This is a genomic window from Paraclostridium bifermentans, assembly GCF_964259345.1.
GTDB classification, from domain to species: Bacteria; Bacillota; Clostridia; order Peptostreptococcales; family Peptostreptococcaceae; genus Paraclostridium; species Paraclostridium bifermentans_B.
The window spans coordinates 1-13,871 of sequence record NZ_CAXVJR010000014.1; the positions used below are offsets into that span (position 1 = coordinate 1).

General features: G+C 28.1%; 16 protein-coding genes and 1 tRNA gene. All 17 read right to left on the bottom strand.

What is annotated here, in order from left to right:
- Positions 1-72 (bottom strand) — tRNA-Lys (locus ACEXNK_RS16990).
- A gap of 483 nt (positions 73-555) precedes the next feature.
- Positions 556-1,839 carry an adenylosuccinate synthase gene (locus ACEXNK_RS16995; RefSeq protein ID WP_373600142.1) on the bottom strand — a complete coding sequence of 428 codons (1,284 nt, stop codon included), beginning with the start codon at positions 1,837-1,839 and terminating at the stop codon, positions 556-558.
- 78 nt (positions 1,840-1,917) lie between these two features.
- On the bottom strand, positions 1,918-2,211 hold the full coding sequence (locus tag ACEXNK_RS17000; protein WP_373600143.1) for a hypothetical protein: 294 nt from the start codon (positions 2,209-2,211) through the stop codon (positions 1,918-1,920).
- A 218-nt stretch (positions 2,212-2,429) separates the two neighbouring features.
- Positions 2,430-3,758, bottom strand: a complete 1,329-nt coding sequence (gene dnaB / locus ACEXNK_RS17005; RefSeq protein WP_373600144.1) for a replicative DNA helicase — start codon at positions 3,756-3,758, stop codon at positions 2,430-2,432.
- Positions 3,759-3,782: 24 nt separating this feature from the next.
- Positions 3,783-4,232 (bottom strand): 50S ribosomal protein L9, encoded by a 450-nt coding sequence (rplI, locus tag ACEXNK_RS17010; protein ID WP_373600145.1) that lies wholly within the window; start codon positions 4,230-4,232, stop codon positions 3,783-3,785.
- On the bottom strand, positions 4,232-6,232 hold the full coding sequence (locus ACEXNK_RS17015) for a DHH family phosphoesterase (RefSeq protein WP_373600146.1): 2,001 nt from the start codon (positions 6,230-6,232) through the stop codon (positions 4,232-4,234). The genes rplI and ACEXNK_RS17015 overlap by 1 nt, the downstream gene beginning before the upstream one ends.
- Before the next feature lie 10 nt (positions 6,233-6,242).
- Positions 6,243-7,202: a YybS family protein gene (locus ACEXNK_RS17020; RefSeq protein ID WP_373600147.1), complete on the bottom strand. Its 960-nt coding sequence runs from the start codon at positions 7,200-7,202 to the stop codon at positions 6,243-6,245.
- A gap of 7 nt (positions 7,203-7,209) precedes the next feature.
- Entirely contained in the window at positions 7,210-7,530 is a 321-nt protein-coding gene (locus ACEXNK_RS17025) for a MazG-like family protein (protein WP_373600148.1), read from the bottom strand.
- A gap of 91 nt (positions 7,531-7,621) precedes the next feature.
- Complete coding sequence (gene rpsR / locus ACEXNK_RS17030) at positions 7,622-7,849, bottom strand: 30S ribosomal protein S18 (protein ID WP_373600149.1); 228 nt, start codon at positions 7,847-7,849, stop codon at positions 7,622-7,624.
- 19 nt (positions 7,850-7,868) lie between these two features.
- Positions 7,869-8,324, bottom strand: coding sequence for a single-stranded DNA-binding protein (locus ACEXNK_RS17035; RefSeq protein ID WP_373600150.1), 456 nt, complete (start codon positions 8,322-8,324; stop codon positions 7,869-7,871).
- 41 nt (positions 8,325-8,365) lie between these two features.
- Entirely contained in the window at positions 8,366-8,644 is a 279-nt protein-coding gene (gene rpsF, locus ACEXNK_RS17040; protein ID WP_373600151.1) for a 30S ribosomal protein S6, read from the bottom strand.
- A 283-nt stretch (positions 8,645-8,927) separates the two neighbouring features.
- Positions 8,928-10,130, bottom strand: a complete 1,203-nt coding sequence (locus ACEXNK_RS17045) for an aminotransferase-like domain-containing protein (RefSeq protein WP_373600152.1) — start codon at positions 10,128-10,130, stop codon at positions 8,928-8,930.
- A 63-nt stretch (positions 10,131-10,193) separates the two neighbouring features.
- The gene (locus ACEXNK_RS17050) at positions 10,194-10,379 is read right to left on the bottom strand and encodes a DUF951 domain-containing protein (RefSeq protein WP_373600153.1); all 186 of its coding nucleotides are present in this window, start codon (positions 10,377-10,379) and stop codon (positions 10,194-10,196) included.
- A gap of 11 nt (positions 10,380-10,390) precedes the next feature.
- The gene (locus ACEXNK_RS17055; RefSeq protein WP_373600154.1) at positions 10,391-10,654 is read right to left on the bottom strand and encodes a DUF3343 domain-containing protein; all 264 of its coding nucleotides are present in this window, start codon (positions 10,652-10,654) and stop codon (positions 10,391-10,393) included.
- Positions 10,655-10,741: 87 nt separating this feature from the next.
- The gene (yedF, locus tag ACEXNK_RS17060) at positions 10,742-11,332 is read right to left on the bottom strand and encodes a sulfurtransferase-like selenium metabolism protein YedF (RefSeq protein WP_373600155.1); all 591 of its coding nucleotides are present in this window, start codon (positions 11,330-11,332) and stop codon (positions 10,742-10,744) included.
- A gap of 110 nt (positions 11,333-11,442) precedes the next feature.
- Positions 11,443-12,468: a hypothetical protein gene (locus ACEXNK_RS17065; RefSeq protein WP_373600156.1), complete on the bottom strand. Its 1,026-nt coding sequence runs from the start codon at positions 12,466-12,468 to the stop codon at positions 11,443-11,445.
- Between the two features lie 80 nt (positions 12,469-12,548).
- Positions 12,549-13,841 carry a helix-turn-helix domain-containing protein gene (locus tag ACEXNK_RS17070; RefSeq protein WP_373600157.1) on the bottom strand — a complete coding sequence of 431 codons (1,293 nt, stop codon included), beginning with the start codon at positions 13,839-13,841 and terminating at the stop codon, positions 12,549-12,551.
- Positions 13,842-13,871: the final 30 nt, after the last annotated feature.

A 13,871-nucleotide genomic window follows, 5' to 3' on the forward strand; every position in this document is an offset into this window, starting at 1 on the left:
GATCCATCCGCGACTCGAACGCGGGACACCCTGATTAAAAGTCAGGTGCTCTACCGACTGAGCTAATGGATCATCTTATGCTGAGATGTTGTTTCGACTTTTTTCGTTCGCCGTTCCAACAAATATTATTATATTAGCTTTATTAACTTTCGTCAACACTTTTTGTTAAATTTTTTTATTTTTTTAACTAAATTGTATAAATACCCTATTTTTCAATGGTTTAAGCACTTTATTTCTAATATAATTTGTACATTTTTTTCTAAAATTTATTATTTTTATTTTAAATTTAAAATAAAAATTTTTTATAATCTCTTAAAAATATTTTTTATTTTTATACCTTTGATTAGTAAAATATAATATTTAATTAAATAAAAAAGTCGTTTCGCTCCTGTCTCCAACGACTTCGTCAGTTGCTCAAAAGTGTCCTTTTTACTTTCAACAAAGTATTGATATAACTCTATTTTATAAGTTATTAACAGATATTCGGTAAACATAAATTCCTTAAACGTAAAAAAGTAGCTAATAAAATTATTAGCTACTTACTTATATATCAAATTAAAACATATTCTTTCTTACTATAGTTTGAGCTCTGTTTGGTCCAACAGAAACCATATCTACACTAACACCAACTAATTCTTCTATCTTAGCTATATATTTCTTAGCGTTTTCTGGAAACTCTTCGTAAGTTTCCATTCCTGTTAAATCTTCTGTCCAACCTTCTAACTCTTCATATATAGGCTCACACTTAGCTAAATCTTCTAATGATGCTGGGAATTCTTTTAATATTTTATCTCCCATTTTGTAAGATGTACATATCTTAACTGTATCAAATCCAGTTAAAACATCTAGTAACATTAAAGATATACTAGTTAATCCATTAACTCTAGCAGCATATCTTACTATTACAGCATCAAACCATCCACATCTTCTAGCTCTACCTGTAGTTGTTCCGAACTCTCTACCTTGAGTTCTTATTCTATCACCTGTTTCATCATGTAACTCAGTAACAAATGGTCCTTCTCCAACTCTTGTAGTATATGATTTAACTATACCTACAACGTCCTTTATCATGTTAGGTCCTATACCAGCTCCTATAGAGAATCCTCCTGATGTAGGATGAGATGAAGTTACGTATGGGTACGTACCTAAGTCTAAATCTAGTAATGTACCTTGAGCTCCTTCAAATAAAACTTTCTTTCCTGCTTTTATAGCATCGTATACTATAACTGAAGTATCATCTACATATGGTCTTATTTGCTCTGCATATCCTAAGTACTCATTGTATATAGCATCAAAGTCAAACTCTTCAGCTCCATATATATTCTTAACTAATTTATTTTTATCATCAATTTGAGCTTTTAATTTTTTAGCAAATATATCTTTGTCCATTAAGTCACATATTCTTATTCCAGATCTCTCTGTTTTATCCATATAACAAGGTCCTATACCTTTTTTAGTAGTACCTATTTTGTTATCTCCTCTAGCTTCCTCAGCTAAAGCATCTAATTCTTTGTGATATGGGAATATAACGTGTGCTCTATCACTTATTTTTATATTTTTAGTATCTATATTATCTGCGTTAAGCTTAGCTAACTCATCTAAGAATCCTTTTGGATCAAATACTATACCATTTCCTATAACATTTATAGTTTCTGGATTTAAAACTCCTGATGGTATTAGGTGTAGTGCATATTTTTTTCCATCAACAACTAATGTATGCCCTGCATTGTTTCCACCTTGTCCTCTTACTACTACATCAGCTTGTGTAGCTAAATAGTCTATAACTTTACCTTTTCCTTCGTCTCCCCATTGAGAGCCTACTATAGCAACAGTTTTCATATTAACTCACCTCTATTTTTTTATTCGAACACTTACCTTTTTATTTTACCAAACATTCGCTTTATTTTCAAAACCTTTTTACTCAGCTATTTTATTTAGTATGTATTTTTCTACTTCAAATAAGTCTTCACAGTTTTTTATTTCGGATTCATTTGACTGTATTAGTTTAATAAATTTACTAATATCATTAATTTCCTTTATTAACTTATTATCTCCTGTCATTGTGTTTGTAATGTATATATTTAAATTATTATCTTCTTTAAGTCCAAATATAACTAACGTTTCTTTTATTTTTTCATCAATTATTCTACATATATTAATTTCATTGTTTATAAACTTTATATTTGGATATATATATATTATATTTATCATTTTTCTCCCCCGTTAAATAATAATTTATACTAACAAATAAGAAAGCAAGCTACGAAAGCTTGTTTTTTTATTTTCTAAAAAATCACAATATCCACACTTATCAACAATCGACCTGTGGATATTGTGGATATCGTTTTTACAATTAAGAATTTTCAAATTATTAACAAAAAATCCACATGATATAATTACAAAAATTATCAACATGTGGATTTTTTTTATTACATTTCTCTAGCTTTATTAGCAAATTTTTGTATCTCACCTAACCATACTAATTCAACAGATCCAGTTTCACCATGTCTGTTCTTAGCTATAATAATCTCACCTATATTCTTTCTTTCAGAGTCTGGATGGTAATATTCATCTCTATATAAGAACATTACTATATCTGCATCTTGCTCTATTGCTCCAGATTCTCTTAAATCCGATAACATAGGTCTATGATCTGCTCTTTGTTCAGGAGCACGAGATAACTGTGATAATGCTATTACAGGACAATTTAATTCCTTAGCTATTATCTTTAAAGATCTAGATATTTTTGATATCTCTTGTTGTCTACTTTCATTACCACCGTCACCTTCCATAAGTTGAAGGTAGTCTATCAGTATTAAATCTAAACCTTTTTCAATTTTTAATTTTCTACATTTAGATCTTAACTCACCAATTTTTATTCCAGGAGTATCATCTATGTATATATTAGCATTAGATAAAACTGACATAGCATCTATTATTCTAGGCCAATCATTTTCATCTAAACTTCCATTCTTTATTTTCTTTAGCTCCACATGAGATTGTGCAGCTAACATACGTTGGACTAACTGCTCTTTAGACATCTCTAAACTAAATACTGCTACTGATGCATCACCTTTAAGTGCTGCATTTTGTACTAAGTTTAATGAAAAAGCAGTCTTACCCATAGCTGGTCTTGCCGCTATAAGTATTAAGTCTGTTCTTTGTAAACCATTAGTTTTATTATTTAAATCTTCAAATCCAGTAGTTATACCTGTTATATCTTCTTTGTTAGTATATAACTTTTCTATCATATCGTATGCATCCATAAGAACTGAATTTATAGATTTAAAATCTTCACTAGATTTTTCTTGTGATATATCAAATATCTGCTTTTCTGCTTTTTCTAGAATATCTTCTACTTTTATAGAACTATCATATCCTAAGTTCAATATATCATTAGATACTTTTATCAGTTTTCTTAAAACTGATTTTTCTTTTACTATATCTGCATAATACTTTACGTTAGAAGTTGTCGGTACTATTGTTGATAAACTAGTTATATAGCTTATTCCTCCAACATCTTCTAAATGGCCTTGTTTTTTCAACTCTTCTGTAAGTGTTATTAAATCTATAGGCTCACTTTTATTATTTAATTTCATCATACACTCATAAATAATTTTATGAGCTTCCTTATAAAAATCTTCAGGCTGAATAGTTTCTGTAACAGTAATTATTGCATCTTTATCTAATAGTATAGACCCTAATATAGACTGCTCAGACTCCACACTATGTGGAGGAATTCTACCTACATCCTCCATATTTCTCACCTCTAGTGTTTATCTTTATTGTTTTTCCTTTACATCAACTCTCATTTTAGTTACTACTTTTTGATGTATTTTTATTTCAACAAATCTTGAACCTAAAACTCTTATAGGCTCATCTAATATTACTTTTCTTTTATCAACTTCTATTCCATGTTCTTTCTTTATTTGAGCAGCTATATCCTTAGAAGTTATTGAACCAAATAATCTTCCACCTTCTCCAGCTTTAGAATATATAGTTACATTCATTTCTTCCATTTTCTTTCCTAATTCAACTGCTGCTTCATATTCTTTTTGCTCTTTTATTTGTTGAGATGTTTGTTTTTCTTTTAACTCTTTTAATTCAGTGTTTCCTGCTTGAACTGCTAATTTTTTAGGGAATAAAAAGTTTCTAGCATATCCATCACTAACTTCTTTTACATCTCCTTTTTTCCCTGTTCCTTTTATATCTTTTAATAATATAACTTTCATTACTCTTCTTCCTCCTCTAGATACTGTTTTATGATGTCTGATACCATCTTATATCCTTCTTCTAAAGATACATTTTCAAGTTGAGCTCCTGCTATATCAATATGGCCTCCGCCACCTAGTTTTTCCATTAAAACATGTACGTTTATAGATCCTAATGATCTTGCGCTTATAAATATAGTCCCACCTTTTGTTTTACCTAAAACAAATGATGCTTCTACATCTTTTATGCTTAAAAGTTCATCTGCTGCTTGAGCTACAACTACATTTATGTTATTTATATCTGCTTTACAATAAGCTAAACAAATCTTATTATTTATAACTTTAGTGCTCTGCATTATCTCAGCTTTAGCAATAAAGTCTTTTAAATTAGAATTAAATAACTTTTTAACTTCAATTGTATCTGCTCCTGCTTTTTTCAGGTAAGAAGCAGCTTCAAATGTTCTAACTCCTGTTTTAAAAGCAAAGTTTTTAGTATCTAAACTTATTCCTGCTAATAGCCCTTCAGCCGTAAGTTTATTTATTTTCACATCATCTTCCATATATTGAACTAATTCTGTTACCATCTCACAAGTAGACGATACATAAGTTTCATGGAATAAAAGAACAGTATCATTTATAAATTCTACTCCTCTTCTATGATGGTCTATTACAACTACTTTATCTGATATTGCTAGTAAATCAGGGCATTCTGTAAAGTTTGGTCTATGTGTATCAACTACTATTACTAGTGTATCTTTAGCACAATTTTTAATAGCTTCATCCCTAGAAACAAATATATTTGAATAATAATCAGATGATTTTAATCTACCTATAAATTCATCTATAGAATCATTAGTACTATTTAATACAATATTTGCACTTTTATTACAAGATTTACATATATCATAAATACCTACTGCAGCTCCCATAGCATCCATATCAGGATATTTATGACCCATTATATATATATCTTTACTTTCTAGTATTATTTCTCTAAGAGCATGACCTATAAGTCTTGATTTAACTTTTGTCTTTTTCTCTACAGCCTTAGACTTTCCTCCGTAGAAAATAGATTTATCTTTAGTTTTTATTACGGCTTGATCTCCACCTCTTCCTAAAGCTAAGTCTAATGCTCCTTTTGCTAGTTTAAAGTTATCATTAATTGTTTTACCTTCTATTCCTATACCCATACTTATAGTTACAGGTAAATTATTTTCTTGATCAATTTCTCTTATCTTATCTAAAATAGAGAATTTATCTGCTTCTAACTTATCAAGTTCATTTTTACTAAGCACTAAGAAATACTTATCCTTAGATACTTTTTCTAAAGCTCCATTACACCCTGTTCCTAATGATGAAAGTATTTTATCAATCTCAACATTAATTAGAGGTCTTCTTTCTTCTGGAGCACTCTGTAATACTTCTTCATATCCATCTACTTGTATAGTAGCGATTACATTCTTTTCTTCATCATATTTGTTTTTTAAATCTAAGTATTCTGTTTTATCTATCCAATATAACATCATTAAATACTTAGCCTTATCTTCTTGATCACTTTTTATAACATTATAAACTATGGTATATTGTCTATCTTTATATGTTATATCTGTATATAACTCTTTATTTTCATTTAAAACTTTTCTTAAGTCTATATTTTTAACAAGAGTTTCTATATTCATACCCAAGGTATCTTCTTTTTCTGTCATCTCATAGAATCTAGTGTTATACCATGTAATACTACCATCAAATTCTAATATGCATAAAGGCATTGGCATATTTAAGATAGCTTTTTTAGTAACTTCATCAATATCTACAGCTAAATCTTGAATATACTTATTCCATTCTTGTCTCCTTATATCTCTGATTCTCCAGTTGTGAAAAACAATATATACAAATAGGATAAATACTGCAGTTCCTATATATATATTAAAATACATCATCATAAGACTAAGAATTCCAATTACCACTATATATGCATTTGTTTCTGGCATATTAAATTTAAAGGTCGACTTATCAAACATTTCTACCCTCCTAAGTGGATTTGTAGTTTCTTACCTTCCTAAAGTCAATTGCACTATCTAGCATCCCTACAAAGCTTAAAATCATAGTTCCCGATAGTAAAAATACAGCTATAACTGCAAATATCACCTTACCTGGAGATTTCTTTTTCCATTCTTTTATAAAGTATACAGATACAGCAATTCCTTGTAATAAGAACATTATGCTAAATATAAATTGTAAATTTATCATTATAATCTCTGTATATAGTCCTATTTTTAACATCTCTAATCCCATTATTAATAAATATAATAATAGAGATGTTATTATAGCATTTCCTGGTAAATAAAAATCAGAAAACTTCGGTAAGTTATAACTTATTTTCCTAACTCTTTTTAAAATGAACGCTTCTACATAATATGTTATTAATGATGCAATTATGCTATATAAAAATAGCATAGTTGGTGTTATATTTTGTACAAGATTAACTATATCTTCTGGCTTAATTTCGCCTTTAGGCATTAAATTTGCACTTTCCATAATAGTAAATTGAGCTTCTAATGTAGTCTTCATAAGTGCTAAAATTTGGCTTAATAAGTCCATATTAAGTAATACCTTAGCCATTACAAAAAACACTATTGTTGAAAGTATAAAAGCTATTGTCCCAAAATATATAGGAGTAAAATTCATACTATCACTTTCTGTTTTACTATCTTTACTAATTTTATATCCTATTGCTATACCTGGTAATATGCTCATTATAACTATATTCAAAGCATATAAAACATCTACAGTAAACATTAATATAAAAAAAGAGGATATAGCTGATATTAATGCGTATTTATGCCCTGTCATTGTTGATATTATCGCATATGGAACAGGAATAATAAACGCTAATAACCCTAAAAACGGAACATATACTGCTGCAAGACAAATAACTATTGCTATTGCTGATATTATTGCCGCTTGAGTTAATTTAGTTCTATCATTCAATTTAATATCACTCCCTATTATCTAAATAATTTTTAAGATTAGATAAATCTCCATACCATCTCTCTACACTATGATCTTCCTCTATTCCTTCTTTTATCTTTTCCTTTATTTTATAATCTATTTCTTTAAAACTAATTCCAAGCCTTTTTGATAATAAATATGTAACCATAACTATATTAGCTAAAGTATCTTGTAATATCTGATCAACCGGTCTAGTTCCTTTAAATAGAAGATTAAATAAATCCCCTAAGCTAATAATTAACTCTGTTTTCATCCATTCAATTATCTTTATATTTTTAGTTATTTCTGAGTTTTTATCTAGTCTCAAAATTTCCCCCCTCCTTAATATATAAACATTATATCATAAATCATAGTAGTTTTAACCAATAAAAAAACGAGCCATAAGGCTCGTCCTTTTCTTAGTCTAATGTATATGGTAATAAAGCTAAGTTTCTAGCTCTCTTTATAGCAACTGTTAATTCTCTTTGATGCTTAGCACAAGTACCAGCTATTCTTCTAGGTAATATTTTACCTCTTTCAGTTACGTATTTTTGTAATCTTTGAGTGTTTTTGTAGTCTATCTTAGCGTTTTTATCAGCACAGAATTGACAAACTCTCTTTTTCTTACGTCTCTTTTTGTTCATCATAGTAGTTTTCCCTCCTTTTTTAGAATGGTATATCATCATCATCTATAGCTTGGAAACCTTGAGGATCTAATCCTGTTGGCTCAAAGCTAGGTTCGAAACTCGGTTCAAAACCTTGATTTTGATTTTGGTTTGGATATGGACTATCCGATCTATTTTTATTACTATCTAAGGCTTGTATATTTCGAGCACTCACCTTAGTGAAAGTTCTTCTTTCTCCTGATTGATTTTGGTAATTGTCTACTCTTATAGAACCTTGTATAGCAACTAATCTACCTTTCGATATATAGTTTGCACAAAATTCAGCAGGTTTTCCCATAACTTCAACCGGTATAAAATCAGTCTCTCTACTACCATCTTTTTTAGCATAATCTCTATCAATGGCAATAGTAAATGTTGCAACGGCTGTTCCTGTTCCTGGGATATATCTTAACTCAGGATCCTTTGTTAATCTTCCCACTAATACAACATGATTCATTTAAACACCGCCTATTTTACGTAATATCTATATAGTAGTTATTAAGCAACAACTATCATATGTCTTATTACGTTTTCGTTTATCTTTAAGTTTCTGTCTATTTCCTTAGGAACTTCAACAGCAGATTTAAAGTTAACTAATACATAGTAACCTTCAGTGAACTTAGCTATTGGGTATGCTAATTTCTTAGTACCCCAAACATCTACCTTCTCAACTTCACCTTCAGTAGCTATAACTTCTTTAACCTTGTTTAATACAGCTTCTCTAGTTTCTTCATCTGCATTAGGCTTTACTACGAAAACTAATTCATAATTCTTCACACAATTCACCTCCCTTTGGACTTACGGCTCTGCTACGCAGAGCAGAGAAATGAGATTAAAATCTCATACTTTACACATTTTATCACTTATAAAATAACTTGTCAATTTAATTTTATTCTCGACTATTATTATTATTTATAAACAGTTAATTTAGCTTAAAGTAAGTATATTTTTTTATATTTTGTTAATTATACTTACTATAGCCCCCATAACTTAAATATATTTCATCCCAATCTCCCCTAAAAAAAGAGTGGCGTTAGCCACTCTTTTTTATTTAAACATTTTATGCATTTGCTTCTTCTTTAAGAGCATCCTTTAATGCTTCAGATAGTCTCTTAACACCTTCTACTATCTTTTCATCTGGCATGTTAGAGTAATTTAATCTAAATGTATTTTCCTTACCTCCATTAGGGAAGAATGATCCTCCTGGAACATAAGCTACATCTTTTTCTAAACATTTTTCCATTATTTTTCTAGCATCTAGATGTTTAGGTAGATCTACCCATGTAAACAATCCACCTTCTGGGTATGTATATTCTATACCCTCTGGGAAGTTTTCTTTTATTGTTTCTAGCATTAAATCTCTACGCTTTTTGTAAACTGTTTTTATCTTTTCAACATGTGCATCTAAATCATAAACATCTATAAACTTACTTACCTCTCTTTGAGATATTGTAGATGCTTGTAAATCTGCCCCTTGTTTAACAAATATAAACTTAGATAATATTTCTGGTGATGCACAAACCCAACCTATTCTATATCCTGGGCAGAATATTTTTGAGAAAGAACCTAAGAATATAACTAGTCCTTTTTCATCCATTGATTTTAAAGATGGTAATATCTCACCTTCAAATCTTAATTCCCCATATGGATTGTCCTCTACAACTGGTATTTCAAATTTGTTTACAACATCCATGAACTTTTCACGTCTTTCCATAGTCCAAGTTTTTCCTGTTGGATTTTGGAAATCCGGTATAACATATATCATTTTTACATTTTCAGTTGTTTCTAATATTTTTTCTAATTCTTCTATTATCATTCCATCTTTGTCAGTTGGAACTTCTATGAACTCAGGACAATATGCTTTAAATGCATTTAATGCTCCTAAGTAAGATGGACTCTCTACTAAAACTACATCGCCTTCATTTAAGAAGATCTTTCCTGCAAAATCTAGTCCTTGTTGAGATCCACTTGTTATTAATAAATCATCTTTTGAGACATTAGTTTTTAGCTTTCTATTCATTCTTTCAGCTATTTGCTCTCTTAGTGGTGCAAAACCTTCAGTAGTTGTGTATTGAAGCGCTGCTCTACCTGATTCCTCTAGTACTAATCTTGATATTTCCTTCATTTCTTCTACTGGAAATAACTCTGGAGCAGGAAGTCCACCTGCAAAAGATATTACTTCTGGTTTTTCTGTTAACTTTAAAAGTTCACGAATTTCAGATCCTTTTAATCCATCCATTCTCTTTGCAAATTTGATAGCCATAATTAAGTCTCCCCCTTGGTAAAATGTTTTCCCAATTTAATTATAGCAAAAGAAAACGGTTTTTTACAAGTTTTTTACTTTTTTTATTCTTTTTTCTAAAGTTTCTCTATCTAATAAGACTATTCTTTCACACTTTAAACACTTGATTTTAAAGTCCATTCCCGCTCTTGTTATCTCAAAATCTTTACATCCGCAAGGATGTTGTTTTTTTAATTCTACAATATCCCCAACGTTTAATTTCATTGGCATTTACATCACTCCTATCTTAATTTTTCAATTTCTTTTTGTCCTCCGCTTACTCTTGAAACCTTAAATATTCCATGGTATAAAATATCATTTTCTTCTAGTGATTCTACTACTGTATCCATATCATCCTTTAAGAATCTAACAGATATCCCACAGCTTGAGCTTATTTCTCTAGGTGTTGGTAAAGTTGTAACCTTAAGATTTTTTTCATTTAATACCTTATCTGTTCTTATTGCATGGTGTGTTGAGTTGAATGCTACTATATACATTTCGTTCATCGTTTATTTTCCTTTCTCTGTCTTTATATTTTACTTTCATTCATAAAATAAAAGACTACACAAATTTAATCATGTAGTCTTTATTTTCTATATAGATATAGTCTTTGATGAATTATTCATAGTTTCTACTATCGTATACATATTTGTAACAGTTCCAACTTTTAAGTCTTCCTTTAATCCATAATAGTCTAAGCATGTACCACAAGATAATATTTCTACTCCTGCATCTTGTAATATTTTTAAATTTTCTACTGTTGCTTCATTTTCAGTAGTTAATTTTACTGCACTATTAACAAATAATATACTTTTTGGATATGGCTTACTCTCTGTTAAAGTATATATATATCCTTTCATAAGAACAGTACCTAATTCATCATTTCCATTTCCCATTTTATCTGAATTTATAAATATACATGTATCTGATAAAGACTCCTGTGATTTTTCTTCTATTATAACATTTTCGCCTTTTATAATCTCTATACAAATTAAATCTTTTTCTGTTTTTAAAACATTAGATTCATAATTCATTGATTTAGCTAACTTCATTAAGTTCTCTTTTGCTATTTCATTATCTACAGTTACTACTACTACCCCTTGTTCTATATTATCTAGCTCTTTTTTAGTATTTATAACTGGCTTAGGACATGCTAATCCCCTAGCATCTAGCTCTATTCTCATATATACTCATCTCCTTAACATGATACTTCCTTAATTTTAACATAGTTAAATGTATTTTGTTATAGATTATTTCTATATGATATATTAATTTTATATAGCTTTCCTATAATTTATTTTATCTTAATTATTTTAATAGAGTTTTCTAGTTCTACTACAAACATATCTTCTTTAATTATTTCTATATTTTTAATATCCTCTTCAAATTTCCTTAGTTCTATTCCTTTTTTATCTATAATTTTATTATCAACATATCCTATTACGCCGTTATGTATATTTACTATTCCATCTAGATTATCTTCTTTAAATTTTATATCCTCTATTTTAGAATCATTGATAAGTTTTATACTTCCATTTTCTTCTAAAATATAAATACTATCTTTTAATAAATTACTGTAACTTTTTATATCATTTACTTTAAACTCGTTCTTTATTTTCATGTCTTTATCAACTATACTAACTTTATTTTTTTCAATTAAATATATGTTTTCGTCCTTTAAAATACAGTCTAACAAAATTGAATTTTCTATTTGTTTCTCTCCTTTTAAATTTCCATTATAATCATATCTGTAAATCATACTATTCATTTTATTATCTATGTTAATTGTCGTAATATATATATAATCCTTTGAATAATCTATATCTGTTGCTAGACCTTTAAGTGTAATACTCTTTACTAAGTTTAGTTCATTATTGTATATATTTGTTATATTTTTATCATCTTTTTTATAAGTATATAAGTATGATTCATTATCTATACTTTTATACATTATTCCATCTTTATGTACCTTTTTTTTACTAACTACACTTCCTTTGTCATCTATACTGTATATTATATTATTTTCTTTATCTAGTACATCTAGAAATCTATTACTCTCTAAATTTATTTTATTTGAATTAAATTTTATTTTAAATATTTCTTCCAGTTTTGTGTTTATACTTTTCAAATAGTCTTCATTATAATAAACCAAATTGTTATCATGCTCTGTGTACTTGATATTTCTGTCTATATCAATACTTTTCATAATATCTACTTCTATAGAATCTTTTCTTATACTTTCACTAAAAATCCTGATAGTTTTAGGATTTACTAATAGTAAAAGTAATATTATAGCTATAATTATAAATTTATTCTTCATATAACTCCCCCCCAATAACTTTGTACTGATAATACTTTCTATATAAAAAGAAAAGACTCCTTTTAAGGAGTCTTTTCTTTTTATATTATTTCTAAATTTTTATATAATCCTACACCTTTTTGATAATATTCTAACTCTTTTTCTTTCGATATATCTGAGTATAATTGTCCTAATTCTATATATAAATCTGCAAGAGTTTTCCTATCCTCTAATTCTTTAATTATATTTATACATTTTAATAAGTACTCTATTGCTAATTTATTATCATTTTCTTGTTTATATATTTGAGAATAATATTTAAGAGCTTGATATTCAAAATACTTATTCTTACTCTTTATAGAATTTGCTAATGCTAATTTAGAATATTTTCTTGCCTCTTCATAGTTATCTAATTTTATATACGATTGAATTATTTTTATAATTACATCAAAAGTACATTCATCTTCATCATATTTTTTTATATCATATGCTTTTTTAGAGTAGTCTAAAGCCCTATCACAATCTCCTATTTTTTCATATACATCAGAAACTCTAAGGTATACATTAGCTAGTTCTGTTTTATTATCTTCTTTATCCAATATTTCTAATGCTGCTTTAAATTGATGTTTAGCTTCTTCGTATTTTCCTATACTCATTAATTTATTAGCTTTAGATACTATTAAGTCTGCTTCTTCTTTTGAATTTATTGCTATATCCAACCCTTTTATTTTTTCTATATAATCTAAAGCTTCATCAGCTTTATTCAGTTGAGTATAGCAAAATGATATATTACTATATAAATCTTTCTTTAAATTTACATCATTTAATTTATTTTCTTCTAATATGTCTTCTGCAAATTTAAAATTGCTTAATGCTCCTTTATGGAAATTCTCTTCCATATATATCTTACCTATATTTATATAACATTTAGCTATATTTTCTTTATCATTATTTTGTATGAAAAAATATAATGATTTTTCAAAATTAATTATAGCTGCATTATAATCTTTTTGTTTTAAGTTTATAGTTGCAAGCAGTAAGTTGCACTTCCCATAATTATCTATAAGCTGATAATCTGTACATATTACCATAACCTTATTTATTTCATTTTTAGCTTTCTCTAATTCCTTGCACTTTATATAAATTTCACTTTGTATTATTAAATTATCCGTTAATTTTTTAGCTTGCATTTCTTTTGTTTCTAGTAAATAATCTACACTTACTTCTAGACAATTTGCTAGATATTCTAATAATTCATAACTAGTGTGTGACTTATCTCTTTCTATATGACTTATCTGTGCTGCAGTTATCCTTTCTCCTGCTAATTCTTTTAACGTTAGGTTTTTTTCTTTTCTTAATTTCTTAATTTTCTCTCCTAAGCTTAGAATTTCCATGCCTGTCCCCCCTAGAAAACATTTTCTTAT